Annotated in this window: 18 protein-coding genes; 8 read left to right on the forward strand and 10 right to left on the reverse strand. The window is 69.0% G+C overall.

The genetic code is table 11. The features are described 5' to 3' along the window. Positions 1-56 precede the first annotated feature (56 nt). Positions 57-788 carry an endonuclease/exonuclease/phosphatase family protein gene (locus tag AC6R2M_RS11900; RefSeq protein WP_500482390.1) on the reverse strand — a complete coding sequence of 244 codons (732 nt, stop codon included), beginning with the start codon at positions 786-788 and terminating at the stop codon, positions 57-59. Beyond that, a complete protein-coding gene (locus AC6R2M_RS11905; RefSeq protein WP_500482392.1) occupies positions 769-2,091 on the reverse strand; it encodes an NAD(P)H-dependent oxidoreductase in 1,323 nt (440 codons plus the stop codon). Before AC6R2M_RS11905 ends, AC6R2M_RS11900 begins: the two co-directional genes overlap by 20 nt. Before the next feature lie 427 nt (positions 2,092-2,518). Here AC6R2M_RS11905 and hemA point away from each other — a divergent pair, with 427 nt between their 5' ends. Continuing rightward, the gene (hemA, locus tag AC6R2M_RS11910; RefSeq protein WP_500482394.1) at positions 2,519-3,796 is read left to right on the forward strand and encodes a 5-aminolevulinate synthase; all 1,278 of its coding nucleotides are present in this window, start codon (positions 2,519-2,521) and stop codon (positions 3,794-3,796) included. A 19-nt stretch (positions 3,797-3,815) separates the two neighbouring features. Here hemA and AC6R2M_RS11915 read toward each other — a convergent pair whose 3' ends face one another. From AC6R2M_RS11915 to mscL, 3 genes are all read right to left on the reverse strand, one after another. Then, on the reverse strand, positions 3,816-4,913 hold the full coding sequence (locus AC6R2M_RS11915) for an AbrB family transcriptional regulator (RefSeq protein WP_500482396.1): 1,098 nt from the start codon (positions 4,911-4,913) through the stop codon (positions 3,816-3,818). Further along, positions 4,892-6,061, reverse strand: a complete 1,170-nt coding sequence (locus tag AC6R2M_RS11920) for a pyridoxal phosphate-dependent aminotransferase (RefSeq protein ID WP_500482398.1) — start codon at positions 6,059-6,061, stop codon at positions 4,892-4,894. Before AC6R2M_RS11920 ends, AC6R2M_RS11915 begins: the two co-directional genes overlap by 22 nt. A gap of 123 nt (positions 6,062-6,184) precedes the next feature. Then, complete coding sequence (gene mscL / locus AC6R2M_RS11925; RefSeq protein WP_500482400.1) at positions 6,185-6,652, reverse strand: large conductance mechanosensitive channel protein MscL; 468 nt, start codon at positions 6,650-6,652, stop codon at positions 6,185-6,187. Positions 6,653-6,840: 188 nt separating this feature from the next. Here mscL and AC6R2M_RS11930 point away from each other — a divergent pair, with 188 nt between their 5' ends. The 3 genes from AC6R2M_RS11930 (at position 6,841) to choV (ending at position 9,734) form a co-directional block, all read left to right on the forward strand. Next, positions 6,841-7,710, forward strand: a complete 870-nt coding sequence (locus AC6R2M_RS11930) for an NAD(P)-dependent oxidoreductase (protein WP_500482402.1) — start codon at positions 6,841-6,843, stop codon at positions 7,708-7,710. A 138-nt stretch (positions 7,711-7,848) separates the two neighbouring features. Then, positions 7,849-8,688, forward strand: coding sequence for a choline ABC transporter permease subunit (choW, locus tag AC6R2M_RS11935; protein ID WP_500482404.1), 840 nt, complete (start codon positions 7,849-7,851; stop codon positions 8,686-8,688). Beyond that, positions 8,688-9,734 (forward strand): choline ABC transporter ATP-binding protein, encoded by a 1,047-nt coding sequence (gene choV, locus AC6R2M_RS11940; protein ID WP_500482406.1) that lies wholly within the window; start codon positions 8,688-8,690, stop codon positions 9,732-9,734. Before choW ends, choV begins: the two co-directional genes overlap by 1 nt. A gap of 10 nt (positions 9,735-9,744) precedes the next feature. On the opposite strand, the gene AC6R2M_RS11945 is transcribed toward choV, so the two are convergent. The 3 genes from AC6R2M_RS11945 to AC6R2M_RS11955 form a co-directional block, all read right to left on the reverse strand. Continuing rightward, positions 9,745-10,899, reverse strand: a complete 1,155-nt coding sequence (locus AC6R2M_RS11945; RefSeq protein WP_500482408.1) for an Mrp/NBP35 family ATP-binding protein — start codon at positions 10,897-10,899, stop codon at positions 9,745-9,747. A gap of 182 nt (positions 10,900-11,081) precedes the next feature. Continuing rightward, the gene (locus AC6R2M_RS11950; protein WP_500482410.1) at positions 11,082-11,900 is read right to left on the reverse strand and encodes an outer membrane protein; all 819 of its coding nucleotides are present in this window, start codon (positions 11,898-11,900) and stop codon (positions 11,082-11,084) included. 351 nt (positions 11,901-12,251) lie between these two features. Continuing rightward, positions 12,252-12,680, reverse strand: coding sequence for a Fur family transcriptional regulator (locus tag AC6R2M_RS11955; protein WP_500482412.1), 429 nt, complete (start codon positions 12,678-12,680; stop codon positions 12,252-12,254). 259 nt (positions 12,681-12,939) lie between these two features. Here AC6R2M_RS11955 and AC6R2M_RS11960 point away from each other — a divergent pair, with 259 nt between their 5' ends. Next, entirely contained in the window at positions 12,940-14,472 is a 1,533-nt protein-coding gene (locus AC6R2M_RS11960; protein WP_500482413.1) for a YifB family Mg chelatase-like AAA ATPase, read from the forward strand. A 91-nt stretch (positions 14,473-14,563) separates the two neighbouring features. Here AC6R2M_RS11960 and AC6R2M_RS11965 read toward each other — a convergent pair whose 3' ends face one another. Further along, complete coding sequence (locus AC6R2M_RS11965) at positions 14,564-15,571, reverse strand: adenosine kinase (protein WP_500482415.1); 1,008 nt, start codon at positions 15,569-15,571, stop codon at positions 14,564-14,566. A 134-nt stretch (positions 15,572-15,705) separates the two neighbouring features. Here AC6R2M_RS11965 and AC6R2M_RS11970 point away from each other — a divergent pair, with 134 nt between their 5' ends. Next, positions 15,706-16,461 carry a sulfate transporter family protein gene (locus tag AC6R2M_RS11970; RefSeq protein ID WP_500482417.1) on the forward strand — a complete coding sequence of 252 codons (756 nt, stop codon included), beginning with the start codon at positions 15,706-15,708 and terminating at the stop codon, positions 16,459-16,461. Here AC6R2M_RS11970 and nth read toward each other — a convergent pair. Continuing rightward, a complete protein-coding gene (gene nth / locus AC6R2M_RS11975; protein WP_500482419.1) occupies positions 16,415-17,212 on the reverse strand; it encodes an endonuclease III in 798 nt (265 codons plus the stop codon). The two genes, AC6R2M_RS11970 and nth, sit on opposite strands and share 47 nt — an antisense overlap. 77 nt (positions 17,213-17,289) lie before the next feature. On the opposite strand from nth, the gene AC6R2M_RS11980 reads away from it, so the two are divergent. After that, complete coding sequence (locus AC6R2M_RS11980; RefSeq protein ID WP_500482421.1) at positions 17,290-17,799, forward strand: DUF2244 domain-containing protein; 510 nt, start codon at positions 17,290-17,292, stop codon at positions 17,797-17,799. 78 nt (positions 17,800-17,877) lie between these two features. Beyond that, the gene (locus AC6R2M_RS11985; protein ID WP_500482423.1) at positions 17,878-18,786 is read left to right on the forward strand and encodes a methylated-DNA--[protein]-cysteine S-methyltransferase; all 909 of its coding nucleotides are present in this window, start codon (positions 17,878-17,880) and stop codon (positions 18,784-18,786) included. The last annotated feature ends 62 nt before the right edge of the window (positions 18,787-18,848 follow it).

Raw genomic sequence — 18,848 nt, forward strand, 5'->3', positions numbered from 1 at the left:
GAAGACATCGATCTCACGAGGGGCGGCGGGGAAACTCGCCGCTCCTTTTTCCGTGCTCAAACGCCGAACTCTCCCGCGTCATTCAGCCAAATGTCCAGAATCAGCGGCAAGTGATCGGAGGCGATCGAAGCCTCCGGCGGCGGTGCAACCGCGGCCGCGCGGATCCCGGACGTGGCATAGAGCCGGTCGAGCGGCGCGAAGGGGCGGCGGGCCGGAAAGGTCGCGGGTTTGACGCTGACCGGGAGCGCACGCGACAGGCACAGATGGACAGGCCCTGCGGGCAGCCATTCGTTGAGGTCGCCGACGAGGAGAACCGGCGCATCCGCTTCGCCCTTCTCGACGAGACGCGCCGTCGTCCGCGCCTGCCGGAGGCGCGTCAGGGGCATCAGCCCGTAGTGGGTCGCAAGCACGCGCAGCGGCCCGGCCGGCGTGTCCACCCGCGCCTCGATCAGGCCGCGCTGCTCCAGCCCGCCCGGCAGGAGATGGGGCCTGCCGAAGGCGATCGGCCAGCGGCTCCACAGAAGGTTTCCGTGCTCGCGTCCGGGTTTGCCATGGAGCCGCTGCTCGACGACATGCCCGCCGAGGAGGCTCGCCATGGTTTCGAAGGCGTTGGCCTTGCGCCCGAACTGGGTGCGGCCGTCGACCTCCTGAAGCGCGACGACGTCCGCTTCCATCTCCTCGATGATCGCGGCGATCCGTTCAGGCCGGCACTGGCCGTCCCGACCGACCGCGCCGTGAATGTTCCAGGAGACGACCCGGATCGTGCGCTCAGGCGAGGAAGCGTTCATCGGCCCGGTCGAGTTCGGCGCGCAGGCGCGTGACGGTCAGGGTCGCGTCCGGCTCGCAATTGTCGTGCGTGAGAAGGTCGCCCGCCGCGATCGCGGAGCGCACGACCGCGCCCTCGACGAGACCGATCGGCAGCGCCCTTCCCTGCCGTCCCTCCCGCCATTCCAGCGCGAAGCCGCGATAGTCGGCCATGCCGATCTTGCCCAGGCGCTCGCCGGGCTTCATGGCGCGCTTGGCCCGCGCGCCGCACTCGGCCACGGGACGGTCGAGCGCGACCATGTCGGGCCGGCCGTAGATCACCGCGCGCGCCGCCGTCAGCGGCGTTTCGAGGCTCGTCAGGTGGAAGGGGCGGGTGAACGCGAAGCAGGGGCCGGGACCGACCTTGAGATCGGCCATGCGCTCGATCATGCGCTCGTGGCGAGGCTTGACCACGCAGAAAACCCCGGGCGCCACGCCCTTGCCGATCGTGTAGTCCACGCGACCCGAAGCGGAGAGGATGCCGCCATCCGCCGTCGTGCAGAGAACCTGCGCGAGGTCGGCGAGGGTCGCCTTCGGCCCGTGCATTCCGGGAACGTCGGGAACGAGGCCGGTCGCATTGGCGATGGCCGTCATCTCGACCATGGTCTTGGAGCCGTCGATGAATTCCACGAGCATGCGCGCGTTCATGTTGCGCGCCCGCGCCTCCTCCTCGTAGTCGTCGGGGATCGCTGCGATGTCGAGCGGGTTGTTCTTGCCCTTGCCCGCCGAGACGATCTCCATCTCGAGCGACTGCGCGAAGGCGATCAGTTCCAGCGTCGCGGCGGGCTCGTCGCCGGCCGAGCCCGTGTAGACGACCCCCGCGCGGCGGGCCTGCGCCGCGAAATACCGGCCGACGGTGATGTCGGCCTCGACGTTCAGCATGACGATGTGCTTGCCGTTCGCGATCGCGGCGGTGGCAAGGCGTGCGCCGGCCTCCGGACTTCCCGTCGCGTCGATGACGACGTCGATGCGGCCCGCCGCGCACAGGGCGTCGAGATCGTCGGTGATCGCGACCCGGCCGGCTTCGATGGCCGCGTCGATCGCGGACGGCCCGGCCGCCTCGACGCCATGGCCCTCGTCGTGGCCGGCCATGGCGATAGCCTCAAGGGGACGCGTCGGGCGGCTCGCGGCGATCGCGCCGATGCGGATGCCCTTCATCATGGCGACCTGGACGACGATGTCCGTGCCCATCTGGCCCGCACCGGCAAGGCCCACCGTGACCGGACCGCGCGTCTGCGTCCAATTGTCGAGTTCGGCGGCAAAGCCAATGCGGTCGATCGTGTGCATGGCTTTCCTCCAGCATGAACATTGGAGCGATTGCAGGAAAGCCGGCGGCAAGGCAAGAAAGGCCAGCCGTTTCCGAAAGGTTTGACGTGAACGATCAGCGGGCCGACGACCCATCGCGCTTGCGGCGCCAGAAGCGCCTCGAAGAGCAGATGAAGGAAAATTTGAAGCGCCGTAAGGCGCAGGCGCGGGCCCGTCGCGATCGACAGGCCGCGCCAAGCTCGAGCTCTACGGCGAGGGACGGCACCGCGAACGAGCCGGCCGACTGAGACGAAGTCACGCAGGGCACTGCACGGCAGCCCGGCCGGGCGCGCCGGCGCTTTCGGACTCGACTTCAAGGGGCGGACGGATGTCGCCCTGCATCCCTTCCATGCCGTGGACTTAGGGCTTTCGGTTCCTTAGAACCCTTCTCACGAAGGAGTTTTCGAGAATGATCGACTACGAGAGCCATTTCCAGTCGGCGATCGAAGCGTTGCATGCCGAAAAGCGCTACCGCGTCTTCGCCGATCTGGAGCGGATCGCCGGACGGTTCCCGCAGGCCGTCTGGCGCGACGGGGGCGAGGCTCGCGAAATCACCGTCTGGTGTTCGAACGACTATCTCGGCATGGGCCAGCATCCCTGCGTCGTCGAGGCCATGACCGCGACGGCCGGCGCCATGGGCACCGGCGCGGGCGGCACGCGCAACATCTCGGGCACCAACCACCCGCTGGTCGAGCTGGAGCAGGAGCTCGCGGACCTGCACGGCAAGGAGGCCGCCCTCGTCTTCACGTCGGGCTTCGTCTCCAACGAAGCCTCGATCTCGACCATCGCCAAGCTTTTGCCCGACTGCCTCATCCTGTCGGACGAGCTGAACCACGCCTCCATGATCGAGGGCGTGAAGAAGTCCGGCGCGCGCAAGCAGGTGTTCCGGCACAACGACCTCGCCCATCTGGAAGAGCTGCTGGCGGCCGCGGGCGACCGGCCGAAGCTCATCGTCTTCGAGAGCGTCTACTCGATGGACGGCGACATCGCCCCGATCAAGGCGATCGTCGATCTCGCCGACCGCTACAACGCGATGACCTATATCGACGAGGTCCATGCGGTGGGGATGTACGGCGCGCGCGGCGGCGGCATCGCCGAGCGCGAAGGTCTCTCGCACCGTCTCGACGTGATCGAGGGCACGCTGGCCAAGGCCTTCGGCGTGCTCGGCGGCTATATCGCCGGGCCGAAGGCAGTGATCGACGCGGTGCGCTCCTACGCGCCCGGCTTCATTTTCACCACCGCCCTGCCCCCGGCGCTCGCCGCCGCCGCCACGGCCTCGATCCGTCATCTGAAGGCGTCCGGCGCCGAGCGCGAGGCGCAGCAGCGCCAGGCCGCGGCCACCAAGGACCGGCTCTCGGCCGCCGATCTCCCCGTCATGCCGTCGCAGACGCACATCGTGCCGCTGCTCGTCGGCGACCCGGATCTCTGCAAGAAGGCCAGCGACCGCCTGCTGCAGGTGCACGGCATCTACATCCAGCCGATCAACTACCCGACCGTGCCGCGCGGCACGGAACGGCTGCGCATCACGCCGACGCCGCTCCATTCGGACGCGCTGGTCGACACGCTCTGCGAAGCGCTGGCCGAGACCTGGAGCGCTCTGTCGATCCCCTTCGCCAGCGAGCGCCCGGCCCAGCCCGAACCGGTTCGGGTCGCAACTCCGCTGGTCGTCGCGAAGGCCGGCGGCTGACGCCCGGCGAGCGAGCGCCTCAGCTGTCGGAGCGCGGCGGTTCCTCCGCCTCGGCGGACACCTTCCGCGCGGCAGCCAGCCACCGCGCCAGAAGCGGAATGGTGATCGACAGCGCGACGAAGCGCACGACGTGGTGCGCGGCGACATAGGCCGGATCGACGTCGAACTGATAGGCGATCGCGACCAGCGCCTCCAAAGCACCCGGAGCATAGGCGACCGCGATCGGTCCGAGATCGATGCCGAGCAGGAAATGCGCCGCGAGGCCGGACAGGCCGGCGACCGCGAAGCCGATCGCCAGCGCCGAAAGCGAGGCCGGAAGCAGGCGCAGCAGGTGCAGGCGGTGCTCGTGGCGCACGCGGCTGCCGATGACGACCCCGATCGCCAGAAGACCGAAGAGGACCAGCGGCTCGGGGATGGCCAGCGGCGCGATGTCCGCTCCGTGCAGAAGGCCGCTGCCCAGAAGCGCCCCGAGGAAGATGCCGCCCGGCAGCCGCAGTCGGTCGCCCGCATAGGCGCAGATCAGGACGACGACGCAGAATAGCGCGATCATCGGCAGCGGCAGCTCCGAGGGAGCCGTGCCCCGCACGACCACCGCGCCTCCGACGTCACCCTCCAGCCAGGCGAGGAACGGGGCCAGCACGACGAGGAGGACGAGAAGGCGCACGCTCTGCACCACGACGACGCGCAGGAGGTCGGCCCGCGTCTGCGAGGCGGTGGCTATGACCAGGGTCAAGGCGCCGGGGAGCGCGGCGAAGAACGCGGTCTGCCGGTCCCAGCCGAGCGCACGCTGGAGATAGAGCATGGTGGCGAAGATGACGCCGTACACGCCGATCAGCTGGATCACGAAGGACAGGGGCCAGAGGGCGACCTGCTGCAACACCTCCGGCGTGATGCTGGAACCGGCCAGGGCGCCGAGCAACAGATAGGCGGCGTCGCGTGCGAGACTCGGCAGACGGATCGGAGCGCCGAAGAGGCTCGCCGCCGCCACGAACAGGGCCGAGCCGATCAGCCACGGAACGGGAAGGCCGGCCGCTTGGGCGGCGAAGCCCCCCGTAGCCGCGATCGCGAAGGTGAGCGCGACCTCTGCCGCGCGCTTCACGCCTGCCGCCCGATCCATTCGGCCAGCCGCCGCCCCGCTTCCTCCACCTGATCCAGTCGCCGATGGAAGCAGGCGCGGAAGAAGCCGGGCGAGGCCGTCCCGAAGGCGGTGCCGGGCGCCAGACCGACCAGCGCTTCGTCGGCGATGCGGAAGGCGACCGGGCGGCTGTCCTCGATCCCGTCGATCTTGAAGAAGGCGTAGAAGGCACCCTCCGGCTTGGTCAGCTCCACCCGGTTGGTGGACAGGAGCGCATCGGCGAAGAGATCGCGCGCGACGTGGGCGCGCTCGATCTGCGACGTCACGAAGCTCTCGCCCTCGGTCAGAGCCGCGATGGAGGCACGCTGGATGAAGGTCGGCACCCCCGAGTTCGAGTATTGCACGAGGTTCTCGATGACGTCCCCCATCTCGGCCGGGGCCTCGATCCAGCCGACGCGCCAGCCCGTCATCGACCAGTTCTTCGAGAAGGAGTTCACGTAAAGGATGAAGTCCTGCGCGTCCTCCGCCTCGTGGAAAGAGGGCGCGCGCAAGCCGTTGTAATAGAAGCGTGAATAGATTTCGTCGGCGATGATGAAGCAGCCGGCTTCGCGCGCCAGTTCGACGATCGCGCGGATGGTCTGCGCGTCCGCGGTCCAGCCCGTCGGATTGTTCGGCGTGTTGACGAAGATCGCCCGCGTGCGCGGCGTGATGGCGCGGGCGAGCCTGCCCAGGTCGAGGTGCCAGGCGCCGTCCTTGGGGTCGAGCGGAACCTCGACCGCCGTCGCGCCTGCGATCCCGGCGGCCGCCTGCAGATTCGGCCAGAGCGGCGCGACGAAAATGACCTCGTCGCCCGGCCCCGCGACGCTGGCGAGCACGATCTGGACGGCGTGCATGCCGGAATTGGTCACGAAGAAGCGGCTGGAGTCCGCCGGAACGCCGTAGAGGCTGGCCGTGTAGCGCGCCAGCGCCTCGCGCAGTTCGGGAATGCCGCGCTGGTAGGTGTAGAAGGTCTCGCCGGCCTTCAGGGACGCCGCCGCCGCATCGCAGATGAAGTCGGGCGTCGCCAGATCGCCCTCCCCGACCCAGAGCGGAATCATGCCGGGCTTCTCGCGGGCGTAGTTGACGACCGAGACGATGCCGCTCGCGGGAGCGGATCGGGCGCGGGGATGCAGGCGGGCGAGTGTGGACATCGGCGGCGCGGACCCTGGAGAGGATGGATCGGACGCCTTAGCGTTCGGCGCCCGCCGCCGTCAGAAGCCTTTCCGCCTGTCCCGTCAAGGCCCGAAGCGGACGCGGGGCCCGGATCGCGCCCCTCAGAGCGCGCCGGGCGGCATCCGGTCGGCGGGCGCGGAGCGCGGCGCCTCGGACCGGGCGGCGAGGAGATCGCGTATCTCCTCCAGGAGCTCCTGCTCTCGGGGCACGGCGGCGGCCTCCGCGGGCTTCGCCTCCTCCTTGCGCTTCATGCGGTTCATGCCCTTCACCACGAAGAACAGAACCAGCGCGACGATGACGAAGTTGATCGCGAGCGTCAGGAAGTTGCCGTAGGCGAGGACGGCACCCTGCTCCCGGGCCTGCGCCAGACCCGTCGCGGTCACGTCGGCCGACAGCGGGATGAACTGGTTGGAGAAATCGACGCCGCCCGTCGCGAGTCCGACCACCGGCATGATGAGATCGGAGACGATCGAGTTGACGAGGCCCGAGAAGGCCGCGCCGATGATGATGCCGATCGCCAGATCGACCATGTTGCCCTTGAGGGCGAACTCCCGAAACTCCCGCAGCATCACCCCGCGCTCCAACCGTTCACGACAACGAGAGGATGAACCGCCTTTCCGGTTCCCGCAATGGTGGTCCCGTCTGCCCAAGCAGCCGGATGGGGGGTTGCGAGGGCGCCTGCCAATGGCCGACAAGTTGCAGGACGCGGCGAATGTTCGCCGGACAGGCGGCCGGTTCGGCCGGAGGAGGACGACGCATGGCGAAGGTCGCATTCATCGGGCTCGGCGTGATGGGCTACCCGATGGCGGGGCATCTGAAGACCAAGGGCGGGCACGAGGTCGCCGTCTTCAACCGCACCGCCGAAAAGGCGCACAAATGGGCCGAGGAGCACGGCGGGCGCGCCGCGGCCACCCCGCGCGAGGCTGCGGAAGGGGCCGAGTTCGTCTTCACCTGCGTGGGCAACGACGACGATCTGCGCTCGGTCGTCTACGGGCCGGACGGTGCGCTGGCCGGCATGAGCGCGGGCGCGACGTTGATCGACAACACGACCGCTTCGGCGGAGGTCGCGCGCGAGATCGAGGCGCGCGCCAAGGAGGCGGGCGTGCGGTTCCTGGACGCACCGGTCTCCGGCGGTCAGGCCGGCGCCGAGAATGGCGTCCTCACCGTGATGGTCGGCGGCGACGAGGCGTCCTTCCAGGCGGCGCGGCCCGTGATCGACGCCTATGCCCGCATGGTCGGGCTGATGGGACCGGCCGGCTCCGGCCAGCTCGCCAAGATGATGAACCAGATCTGCATCGCCGGCCTCGTCCAGGGGCTGTCGGAAGCGGTCGCCTTCGGCCGCAAGTCCGGGCTCGACGTCGCCAAGGTCGTGGAGGTCATCTCCAAGGGCGCGGCAGGCTCCTGGCAGATGGAGAACCGGCACAAGACCATGATCGAGGGGCGCTACGATTTCGGCTTCGCGGTCGAATGGATGCGAAAGGATCTTGGCATCTGCCTGGACGAGGCCAAGCGCGCCGGCGTGTCGCTTCCGGTCACCGCTCTCGTCGATCAGTTCTACGCGGAGGTCGTCCAGATGGGGGGCCGCCGCTGGGACACGTCCTCGCTTCTCGCCCGCCTCGAACGCTGAATCCGAAAGCTCCGAGCGAGGCGCGAAGGGGCGGCCGAACAGGCTGCCCCTTGCCCTTTTGCCGGCAAAGGTCATCCTATGGCCTCCCGCCGGGCTTCGAGACTCCGACGGCGACGAACCGAGGAGCGTCTTCTTCCCGTGCAATGGCTGCGTGACAACAAACTGCCGATCGGCGCCTATGGCGAGGCGGCGATCGACTGGCTGATCTCGAACCTTCTCTGGCTCTTCGACGCGATCAGCGACGGCCTTTCATCGATCATCGCGGGCCTGCTCTACCTTCTGACCGCTCCGCATCCCTTCATCGTCATCGCAGCCTTCGCGGCCGTCGCCTTCGCGTTGCGGCGCACGATCGCAGCGCCGATCACCACCGCTCTCGGCCTGCTTCTCATCGTCAATCTCGGCTATTGGCAGGAGACGACCCAGACGCTCGCCATGGTCCTCTCCGCGACCTTCGTCTGCATGCTCCTCGGCGTGCCTCTCGGCATCCTGGCGGCGAGGCGCGACTGGATCTACGCCGGCATGCGGCCGCTGCTCGACCTGATGCAGACCATCCCGACCTTCGTCTATCTCATTCCGGCGCTGATCCTTTTCGGCCTCGGCACGGTGCCGGGACTGGTCGCGACCGTCATCTTCGCCCTGCCCGCCTCCATCCGCCTGACGCGTCTCGGCATCGCCAGCACGCCGCGCCAGCTCGTCGAGGCCGGCGACGCCTTCGGCGCGACGCCGGTGCAGCGCCTTCTCTCGGTCGAGATCCCCTACGCCCTGCCGCAGATCATGGCCGGCCTGACGCAGACGATCATGCTGTCCCTCTCGATGGTGGTCATCGCCGCGCTCGTCGGCGCTCCGGGTCTCGGCGTGCCCGTCCTGCGGGCGTTGAACACCGTCAACATCTCCCAGGGGCTGGAGGCCGGGCTCGCCATCGTGATCCTGGCGATCATCCTCGACCGCATGTTCCGCATCGACGAGGGAGCCCGGTGATGAGCGGACCGATCGTTTCCTTCCAGAACGTCTCCATCGTCTTCGGCCGCAGGCCGGACAAGGCGCTGGCGCTGATCGACCGTCAGGCGAGCCGCGAGGAGATCCGCTCCGAGACCGGCACCACGCTCGGTGTCGCCGACGCCACGCTCGACGTGGCGCCCGGCGAAATCCTCGTGCTCATGGGGCTTTCGGGATCGGGCAAGTCGACCCTGATCCGGGCCGTCAACGGACTGGCTCCGGTCACGCGCGGTCGCGTCCTCGTCGATACCGGCGACGGGCCGGTCGATCCGCGGGATTGCGGAACGGGCCAGCTCCGCACGCTCCGGCGCCGCAAGGTGGCGATGGTGTTCCAGCAGTTCGCCCTCCTCCCCTGGCGCAGCGTGGTGGAGAACGTCGCGCTCGGCCTGCAGTTCGCGGGCGTGTCGAAGTCAGAGCGGCGCGAGCGGGCAAAGGCGCAGCTCGACCTCGTCGGCCTTTCGGACTGGGCCGATTCGCGCGTGTCGGAGCTTTCGGGCGGCATGCAGCAGCGCGTCGGCCTCGCCCGCGCCTTCGCCACCGACGCGCCGATCCTTCTCATGGACGAGCCCTTCTCGGCGCTCGACCCCCTCATCCGTGCCAAGCTTCAGGACGAGCTTCTCGACATCCAGGAGCGCGCGAAGAAGACCATCCTCTTCGTCAGCCACGATCTCGACGAGGCCTTCAAGCTCGGCAACCGCATCGCGATCATGGAGGGCGGGCGCATCATCCAGGTCGGCACGGCCCGCGACATCGTGCGCGCGCCCGCGAGCCCCTACGTGGCGGACTTCGTCGCCCATGTGAGCCCGATCGGGGTGCTGACCGCCGCCGACGTGATGACGCCGCTGAACGAGACGGCCGACGCGGCGCATTTCGCCGGCATGACCAAGCCCGACGTGTCGTTGAACCGCGTGGTCGACATGCTTGGCGCGCGCGGCGGCGATGTCGCGGTGGCCGATGGCGGGCGCATCCTCGGCCGCATCGGCGACCGGGAGATCGTGGCAGCGCTCTCCCGCCGAACCGCGCGCTGAAGGCGGGCGGCTACTCGAAGACGATCGAGGGGGCCTTGCGGCGGCCGCCAGCGGCCCCGATCTCGGCCAGCGCCTTCTCGGCGATGTCGCGATAGATGCGCGCCTGCGGTCCGTCCGGGTCGCTCGCGACGACCGGCGCCCCGGCATCGGAGCTTTCGCGGATCGACATGACGAGCGGGACCTCGCCGAGGAAGGGCACGCCGAGGCGCGTCGCCTCGTCCCGCGCCCCGCCGTGGCCGAAGATATCGTAGCGCGCGCCGGTGTCCGGTGCGATGAAATAGCTCATGTTCTCGACGATGCCGAGCACGGGCACCTCGACCTTGCGGAACATGGCGAGCCCCTTGCGCGCGTCGATGAGCGCCAGATCCTGCGGCGTCGAGACGATGACGGCGCCCGCGAGCGGCACCTGCTGCGCCATGGTCAGCTGCGCGTCGCCCGTGCCCGGCGGCATGTCCACCACCAGAACGTCGAGCGTGCCCCAGTCGACCTCGCGCATCATCTGCGTCAGCGCCGACATCACCATCGGGCCACGCCAGATCATCGGCGTCTCCTCCTCGACGAGGAAGCCGATCGACATGGCCTTGAGGCCGTAGGCCTCCATGGGCTTCAGCCGCTTGCCGTCGATGGTCTCGGGCCGGCCCTTCAGGCCGAGGAGGCGCGGAACGGACGGTCCGTAGATGTCGGCGTCGAGAAGGCCCACGGAAAGGCCGAGCGCCTTGAGGCCGAGCGCGAAGTTGACGGCCGTGGTGGACTTGCCGACGCCGCCCTTGCCGGAGGCGACGGCGACGATGTGGGTGACGCCCGGAATGCCCGGCTTGCCGCCGGAGGATCGCGCGGGCGTGGCCGGCGCGTGTCGGTGAGCAGGCGGCGTCGGGGAAGGCCGGCGCGGCGGCGCGTCGTCCACGCTGCCCGGGCGGCGCTCCGCCGTCAGTGCGACCATGGCGGAATCGACGCCCTCGACGCCAATCGCCGCCCGTTCCGCGGCCTTGCGGACGGGCTCGAAGCGCTCCGCCTCCGCCGCCGGAACGGTGAGGGAGAAGAACGCCTTGCGATCCGCGACGAAGATGTCGGAGACGAGGCCGCGCGCGACGATGTCGCCGCTGCCGTCCGGCGTTCGGATCGTCGCCAGGGCCGCGAGGATTTGGGTCTTGAGGGGGTCGGACATGGGGCCGCTCCTGTCTGGAGTGCCGACATGGCCCATTCCGCGCGCCGCGCCAAGCCCCCATCGGCTCCGGCGCCGTGACCTTTTGCCCGGCAGGCCCTTGAACGCGAAAGGCCCCGCCGCGAATGCGGCGAGGCCTTGATGCGAGAACCCGAGCGGACGCCTCGCGGCGCCCGCCCGTCCGATCAGTTGAAGCGGTAGGAGAGCTTCGCCTGGATCGTGTGGAAGTCGAAGTCCTGGTCGTTCGAGAACGTCGTGGACCCGCCGGCGACGCCGCCGTTGAACGGAGCGGCCGTGAAGGTCGCCGTCGTGTCGGTGCTGCCGAGGTTGGTGTAAAGGTACTCGGTGCCGAAGGTCAGGTTGTCGGTGATCTTCGTCTCGATGCCGCCGCCGACCGAGTAACCCCAGTCGGTCTCGTTGACGTCGACCGACAGGCTGTCGATCTGGCCCGTGTTGGTCGTGACGAAGGCCGAGCTCGTCTCGCCGTAGGCGACACCGCCCGTGGCGTAGGCCAGGACCGAAGGCGTGATCAGGTAACCGGCGCGAAGGCGAGCCGTCGCGAAGTAGTCGAGATCGTTCTCGAGACGGTAGTTGGCGTCGGCCGTGCGCGAGATGACCTGCGAGGAACGGCTGTAGTCGGTCGCCGTGATGTCGACGACACCGCCGACCACGAAGCGGTCGAACTGGAAGTCGTAACCGGCGTGACCGCCGCCGGCGAAGCCGGACGAGGTCGAGGACGAGAAGTTGCGATCGAACTGGTCGACGCCGCCGATCAAGACCGGACCGCCGAAGGAGGTGCCGACCGAGATGTCGTCCGTCGAGGACGGGTTGAAGATGCCGCCGCCCTGCAGACCGAAGTAGAAGCCGGTCCAGCCGGACTCGACCGGCGCGATCGCGACGGGAGCCGGCGCCATCGGAGCCATCGGCTCCTCATAGACGATGTCGGCGGCGAGGGCCGGGGCCGAGAAGGCGGTCGCGGCGAGGAGAAGAGCAATGCGCTTCATGGTTCTGATACTCCAGCTCACGGCGGGAGCATGCCCGCCGGACGTTTGACGACGAAGGTGTGTCGGAGCGGCGGCGCTTCAGGGCGCCGACCGCATGGCCTGCCTTGTCTGCGACTAGAGTTGGCCGTCATCGCCCGGCATACAAGACGAGCATCCTGCGGCGAAAATGAGCTGTTGCAGCCCCGCAACGTCCGGATGTGACGCGGACGCGACGCACGCCGGATAAGTTACTGGCGGCTCAACGAAATTCCCACGAACGGGGGCGACGCCGCGCAACTCCAGAAATCAAAATCGGCAGCCGCTCGCCGGCAAAGCATTGCACGGCTGCATCCGAACACATTGTCGTCTCGTTCAGCTGGTCGCCGTGGCCTCGCCGCCCGCCTTGGACGCCCGGCAATCACGGCATCGCCCCCGGATTTCGACCGACGCGGTCTCCCGCTTGAAACCGTGCCTGCGCGCCAGTTCCTCCACCGGCCGGTCGAGGTCGGCGCCGTGCACCTCTTCGACGCGTTCGCACCCGTCGCAGACGAGGAAGACGACCGCATGCGCCTCGTGCTCGTGCGAATGGCTGCAGGCGAGATAGGCGTTGCGGCTTTCCAGCTTGTGGACGAGCCCCCGCTCGCCCAGCGTCTTCAGCGCACGGTAGACCTGCGGCGGCGCGCGCAGCCCGTCGGCACGCAGGGCCTCCAAGAGTTGATAGGCGCTTCTGGGGGCGGCATCCCGACGAAGCGCGTCCAGAACGAGGGTTTCGTTCCTGGTAAGGTCGACAGTCCCGCTCATCGAAGGCTCCTCGGTCCGCTTTGCCTCTAGATAAGCGTTCGGAGCCCGAATGTCGCCCGAATGAGGCAGTCCGCGCCGATGAGCGTACGCGGGCGACGGTTCAAAACTCGACGGGGCTTTGCACAGGCCGACCCTCTCCGAGCCCACTTCCGCCTCGATTTGTTCACTCTGCGTTCTTGCCAAGCGACATTGAACGCAATACCGTTCGCCTCAAGGGCGTGTTCGACGGTCGATGAACGACCGATGCGGGTGTGGTTCGATGGTCGCTAAGGTCAGGTCCGTTGCGTTTCAGGGTGTCGAAGCCGTTCCGATCGACATTCAGGTGATGATCGCACCGGGTCGCGTCGGCATGCAGATCGTCGGTCTGGCCGACAAGGCGGTGGCGGAAAGTCGCGAGCGCGTACAGGCCGCGCTTCACGCCTCGGGCCTCGCGATGCCGCCGAAGCGCGTCACGGTCAATTTGGCGCCGGCCGATCTTCCCAAGGAAGGCAGCCACTACGATCTGCCGATCGCGCTCGGCCTCATGGCCGCGCTGGGTGCCATTCCTCCGGACGCCCTGTCCGATTTCGTCGTTCTGGGCGAGCTCGCGCTCGACGGCACGATCAGCGCGGTGGCGGGCGCACTGCCGGCCGCCGTCGGCGCGAACGGGATGGGGCTGGGCCTCCTCTGCCCCGCCGCCTGCGGCGCGGAAGCCGCCTGGGCGAGCGCGGACATGCCGATCCTCGCCCCGGGCAGCCTGATCCAGATCGCCAACCATTTCCGAGGCACGCAGATCCTGTCGCGCCCCGTTCCCGCCGTACGGCAGGAGCCGGAGGGCTTGAAGGACCTGTCCGACATCCGCGGGCAGCCGCTGGCCAAGCGGGCGCTGGAGGTCGCGGCGGCAGGCGGGCACAATCTGATGATGATCGGCCCTCCGGGCTCCGGCAAATCGATGCTGGCCGAGCGCCTGCCTTCGATCCTGCCGCCACTGACGCCGGCCGAGCTGCTCGACGTCTCGATGATCGCTTCCATTGCCGGCGAGCTCGCCGGTGGCCGGCTGTCGGACCGCCGCCCGTTCCGTGCGCCGCACCACTCGGCCTCGATGGCGGCCATGGTCGGCGGCGGACTGCGCGCGCGGCCGGGCGAGGTCTCCCTCGCCCATCGGGGCGTTCTCTTCCTGGACGAGCTGCCGGAGTTCTCGCCGGCCGTCCTCGATTCGCTCCGCCAGCCGCTGGAGAGCGGCGAGAGCGTCATCGCGCGCGCCAACCATCGCGTGACCTATCCCGCGCGGTTCCAGCTCGTCGCCGCCATGAACCCGTGCCGGTGCGGCATGGCGGGGGAGCCGGGCCATTCCTGCGCGCGCGGCCCGCGTTGCCAGGCAGACTATCAGGCGCGCATCTCCGGGCCGCTCCTCGACCGGATCGACATCCGGGTCGACGTTCCCGCCGTCAGCGCCGTGGACCTCATCGCCAGAAGCCCCGCCGAGCCTTCGGAGCGGGCGAGGTCGCGGGTGGAGCGGGCCCGCGCCGTTCAGGCCGCGCGATATGCAGAGGCGGGGTTCCCGGGCGTTCTCGTCAACGCGCATTGTCCGGGTTCGATCGTGGAGGCCGTGGCGGCATTGGACGAGGGCGCGGAGCGCCTTCTGCGCGAGGCGGCGGAGCAGACCAAGTTCTCGGCGCGCGCCTATCACCGCATCCTGAAGGTCGCCCGCACGCTGGCCGATCTCGACGGTTCGGACGGGGTCGGGCGCATCCATCTGGCGGAGGCGGTGTCCTATCGCATCGCCGGCGAGCGGATGGCCGCCGCCGCCTGACCTCGGCGGAGGAGATCCCGGCCATTCGCCCGGCCACGGCAGGCTCCTGTACGGGAAACGTCCGTCGCGGGCGGGCGAGCCCCGCGCAGGCTCAGCGTCCTGCGAGAAGCTCGGAAACGCCCGGCAGGTCACGCAGGGGGCGCTGGGGGCGCGGGCCGATCTGCTCGATGATGTGACCGGCCGCGATGGCGCCGAGCGCGGCCGAACGGGCATGATCAAGGCCGCTCGTGTATCCCCGCAGGAAGCCCGAGGCGAAGAGGTCGCCGGCGCCCGTCGTGTCGCGCAAGGCCTCCACGCGGGTCGCGGCATGGTCGGACCGGTTCGCCCCTTCCATGACGACGCAGCCCTTCTCTGAGCGCGTCACGACCGCGACGCGGCGCGTGTCCTCGCCGATGCGGCGCAGCGCCTCGTCGAAATCGGTCGTCTCGTAGAGCGCGAGCGCCTCGGCCTCGTTCGCGAAGACGATGTCGACCGCGCCGGACCGCATGAGGTCCAGGAACTCCTGGCGGTAGCGGTGCACGCAGAAGGAATCCGACAGCGTCATGGCCATCTCGCGCCCGTTGGCGTGCGCGATGCGCGAAGCCAGCATGATCGCTTCCTTGGCGCGCGGCGGATCCCAGAGATAGCCCTCGAAATAGGTGACCTTGGAGGCGGCGACGACCTCCTCCTCGATGTCCTCCGGGCCAAGCTCCACACAGGCGCCGAGATAGGTGTTCATCGAGCGCTCGCCGTCCGGCGTCACGAGGATCATGCAGCGCGCCGTGGGCGGCTCGCCACCGAGCGGGCTTGTCTGGAAATGAACACCCAGTGCGCGGATGTCATGCGCGAAGATCGTTCCGAGCTGGTCGTTCGAGACCTTGCCGAAATAGGCGCCGCGACCGCCGAGGCTGACGAGACCGGCCGCCGTGTTGGCCGCCGACCCGCCCGACATCTCGATGGCCGGCCCCATCTCGTCGTAGAGCTCGACGGCGCGCGGCGTGTCGATCAGCGTCATCGCGCTCTTCTCGACCTTGAGCCGCTTCAGCGTCTCCTCGTCGGTCTGCGAGATGATGTCGACGATGGCGTTGCCGATCGTCAGAAGGTCGAACTGATGGTCCATGCGGGGGTCCCGGCCTGAAGCAGCTGACGCGCTCGTAACGGTCCGCTCGGGAAAAGGCGAGAGCGCGCGGCCGATTGTGCGGTTCGCGCCCCGCCTTATCTGAAGGGGCGGACGAACCGATCGGGGCCGCATCGATGCTTCTTTCCTCCGCCCGCCTCGCGCTGGGCGACCTCTTCTCGCCGCCCTTCCGGGCCGCGCTCTGGAAGACGCTGGGGTTGACCGCCCTCGTCCTCGTGGCGCTCTGGTTCACCGTGCGGTTCCTGTTCGAGACGGTCGCGATCCCGTTCTTCGCGCAGTTCGCCCCGGACATGCCGGCCTGGGTGGACAATGCCGGCGCGTTCGCCGGGGTCGCGGCCTCGATCGCGCTGGCCTTTCTGCTGGCGTTCCTCATCGCGCCCGTCTCGGCGGTGATCGCGGGCCTGTTCCTCGACGACGTCGCGGAAGTCGCCGAGCGCGAGCACTATCCGGGCCAGCCGGTCGGAGAGGCCTTGCCGACGCTCCGCTCCATCGTGCTCTCGCTGAAGTTCTTCGGCGTGGTGATCCTCGGCAACCTCCTGGCCTTCGCGCTCCTGTGGGTGCCGATCGTCAATCTCGCGGCCTTCTTCGTCGTCAACGGCTATCTTCTCGGCCGGGAGTATTTCGAGTTCGCGGCGCTCCGTTACCGCGAGGAGGCGGATGCCAAGGCGCTGCGGTCCCGCTATGGCGGTCGGGTGATGGCGGCTGGGCTGATCATCGCGGCCTTCCTGGCCGTTCCGATCCTCAACCTTCTGACGCCGCTCTTCGCCGCCGCCTTCATGGTTCACCTTCATCACCGCGTCGCGGAGAAGGAAGGCGGCCTGCCCGTCAGGGGGCCGGGGCGCCCGGCTGCGGTTGGGGACCGGGCGGTCTGACCTCGAGCGGCTCCAGCGGAGCGGGCACGTCGCACCACTTTTCCGGACTCTTGCAGAGATCGGCGATGACGCAGGCCGGGCAATCGGGCTTGCGCGCCTTGCACACGTAGCGTCCGTGCAGGATCAGCCAGTGATGGGCGTCGCGTAGATAGCCGCCGGGGATGATGCGGAGGAAGTTCCGCTCCACCTCGTCCGGGGTCTTGCCGGGCGCGATCCTCAACCGGTTGCCGATCCGGAAGATATGCGTGTCGACGGCCAGGGTCTCCTCTCCGAAGGCGGTGTTGAGAACGACGTTGGCGGTCTTGCGGCCGACACCGGGCAGCGCCTCCAGCGCCTCGCGGCTGGTCGGAACCTCGCCTCCGTGCTCCTCGACCAGCGCCCTGGAAAGCGCGGCGACGTTCTTGGCCTTGTTGCGGAAGAGACCGATCGACTTGATCTCCTCGCGGATCTCGTCCTCGCCCAGCGCCGCCATGTCGGCCGCGTTGTCCGCGCGCTCGAAAAGCCCGCGCGTCGCGCGGTTCACGCCCATGTCGGTCGCCTGGGCGGAGAGAACGACCGCGACCAGAAGGGTGAAGGGGTTGGTGTGCATCAGCTCCGGCTGGGGCTTGGGGCGCTGCACCTGAAAGCGGCGGAAGATCTCGGCGATCTCCTCGGCCGAATAGGGAATGCGGGGTCTGCGCGCCGCGGCCTTGCGTCTCACCTTGCCCGCCAGGTCGCCCGTGGTCTTGGCACCCGTCGCCGCCTTCGCCATTCTCCACGCTCCGTGCCGACTTTTCTTCGCCCGAAGACGCCATATCCTTCGGGTACGGCAACGCAAAGAGGCTGACGATGACCGGCACCGCCGCATCTTCCGTGCCCGGACAGGATGGCGCCGAAGCGCCGATCTTTCATGCGCTCCTGACGCCGCACCGCTCGCTGTCGAAACGCGGCTTCAACACGATGATGGGTGTGCTGGCGATCCTGAGCCTCTTCGTCGGGATCGGCTTCGTCTCGAACGGCGCATGGCCGGTGATCGGCTTCTTCGGGCTCGACGTTCTGGTGCTCTGGCTCGCCTTCCGCGCCAATTACCGGGCCGGCCGCGTCAGCGAGGAGGTCCGTGTCTCGCGCACCGAACTCCTGATCCGCAAGGTCTCCGCGCAGGGCAGGGTCGCGGAGGCCTCTTACAACCCCTTCTGGACGCGCCTCCATGTCTCGCGGCACGAGGAGATCGGCGTCACGCGCATGGAGGTGACCGGAAAGGGCCGAACGACGCAGGTCGGCGGCTTCCTCAACCCGGCGGACCGCGAAAGCTTCGCCGTCGAGTTCGGCCGGGCGCTCGCGACCGCCCGAAGGGGCTGAGCGGCGGAAAAACGGGTGGCCGGCCGGCGGGCCGGGTGCTTAGGTCTGCGCAAGACCATTGCCGAGGGAGCCGCACCCATGCTGCACCAGACGATCGAGATCGAGCGATTCGACGCGGCCCCGGCGCTGATGCCGGTTTCGCCGCCGCAGAGCGATTACGAGATCGTCTGCGCCGCGATCGCCTTCATCTCGGGGCACTATCGCGAGCAGCCCTCGCTGGCCGAAATCGCCGCCGCGCTGAAGGTCGGCGAGCGGGAGCTGGAAACGCTGTTCCGCCGCTGGTCGGGCCTGACGCCGAAGGCGTTCCTCCAGGCGGTGACGATCGACCATGCCCGCCGGCTCCTCGGCGAGGGCATGCCGCTTCTCGACGCGGCGATGGAGGTCGGGCTGTCCGGGCCCTCGCGGCTTCACGACCTCTTCGTCAAGCACGAGGCCGTGTCGCCCGGCACCCACAAGGCCAAGGGCGACGGCCTCAGCCTCTCCTACGGTTTCGCGCCCTCCCCCTTCGGACGCACGCTCGTTCTCTGGACCGAGCGCGGGGTGGCGGGCATCGCCTTTTCCGACGCCGAGCGCGGCGGCGACGCGGCGGCCTTCGAGGACATGCGCCGACGTTGGCCGAAGGCGGCTTATATCCGCGACGATTCGGGAGCCGTTCCCCACGTCGCACGAGCCTTCGACCCGGAGAGCTGGAACGAGGGCCGCCCGATGCGGGTCGTTCTCATCGGCACGGACTTCGAGGTCCGCGTCTGGCAGGCACTCCTCGAGATACCTGTCGGACGCGCGACGACCTATTCGGCGATCGCGGAAGGGCTCGGCGCTCCGAAGGCCTCGCGCGCGGTCGGCGCGGCGGTCGGACGCAACCCGATCTCCTTCGTCGTGCCGTGCCACCGGGTGGTCGGCAAGTCCGGCGCGCTCACCGGCTACCATTGGGGACTGACGCGCAAGCGCGCCATGCTCGGCTGGGAGGCCGGCGTTCTCGCACGTTGAAGGCGGCAGGCGCGACACCACGCCCGCTTCGGAAGGAGACGTGCCGCCCTATCTGGCGGGCG

It is taken from the genome of Aureimonas sp. CAS, assembly GCF_059838215.1.

Coding starts and splice junctions, on each gene's coding strand:
- AC6R2M_RS11900 (WP_500482390.1), bottom strand. CDS start 788: ATGAACGCTTCCTCGCCTGAGCGCACGATCCGGGTCGTCTCCTGGAAC.
- AC6R2M_RS11905 (WP_500482392.1), bottom strand. CDS start 2,091: ATGCACACGATCGACCGCATTGGCTTTGCCGCCGAACTCGACAATTGG.
- hemA (WP_500482394.1), top strand. CDS start 2,519: ATGATCGACTACGAGAGCCATTTCCAGTCGGCGATCGAAGCGTTGCAT.
- AC6R2M_RS11915 (WP_500482396.1), bottom strand. CDS start 4,913: ATGGATCGGGCGGCAGGCGTGAAGCGCGCGGCAGAGGTCGCGCTCACC.
- AC6R2M_RS11920 (WP_500482398.1), bottom strand. CDS start 6,061: ATGTCCACACTCGCCCGCCTGCATCCCCGCGCCCGATCCGCTCCCGCG.
- mscL (WP_500482400.1), bottom strand. CDS start 6,652: ATGCTGCGGGAGTTTCGGGAGTTCGCCCTCAAGGGCAACATGGTCGAT.
- AC6R2M_RS11930 (WP_500482402.1), top strand. CDS start 6,841: ATGGCGAAGGTCGCATTCATCGGGCTCGGCGTGATGGGCTACCCGATG.
- choV (WP_500482406.1), top strand. CDS start 8,688: ATGAGCGGACCGATCGTTTCCTTCCAGAACGTCTCCATCGTCTTCGGC.
- AC6R2M_RS11945 (WP_500482408.1), bottom strand. CDS start 10,899: ATGTCCGACCCCCTCAAGACCCAAATCCTCGCGGCCCTGGCGACGATC.
- AC6R2M_RS11950 (WP_500482410.1), bottom strand. CDS start 11,900: ATGAAGCGCATTGCTCTTCTCCTCGCCGCGACCGCCTTCTCGGCCCCG.
- AC6R2M_RS11955 (WP_500482412.1), bottom strand. CDS start 12,680: ATGAGCGGGACTGTCGACCTTACCAGGAACGAAACCCTCGTTCTGGAC.
- AC6R2M_RS11960 (WP_500482413.1), top strand. CDS start 12,940: ATGGTCGCTAAGGTCAGGTCCGTTGCGTTTCAGGGTGTCGAAGCCGTT.
- AC6R2M_RS11965 (WP_500482415.1), bottom strand. CDS start 15,571: ATGGACCATCAGTTCGACCTTCTGACGATCGGCAACGCCATCGTCGAC.
- AC6R2M_RS11970 (WP_500482417.1), top strand. CDS start 15,706: ATGCTTCTTTCCTCCGCCCGCCTCGCGCTGGGCGACCTCTTCTCGCCG.
- nth (WP_500482419.1), bottom strand. CDS start 17,212: ATGGCGAAGGCGGCGACGGGTGCCAAGACCACGGGCGACCTGGCGGGC.
- AC6R2M_RS11980 (WP_500482421.1), top strand. CDS start 17,290: ATGACCGGCACCGCCGCATCTTCCGTGCCCGGACAGGATGGCGCCGAA.
- AC6R2M_RS11985 (WP_500482423.1), top strand. CDS start 17,878: ATGCTGCACCAGACGATCGAGATCGAGCGATTCGACGCGGCCCCGGCG.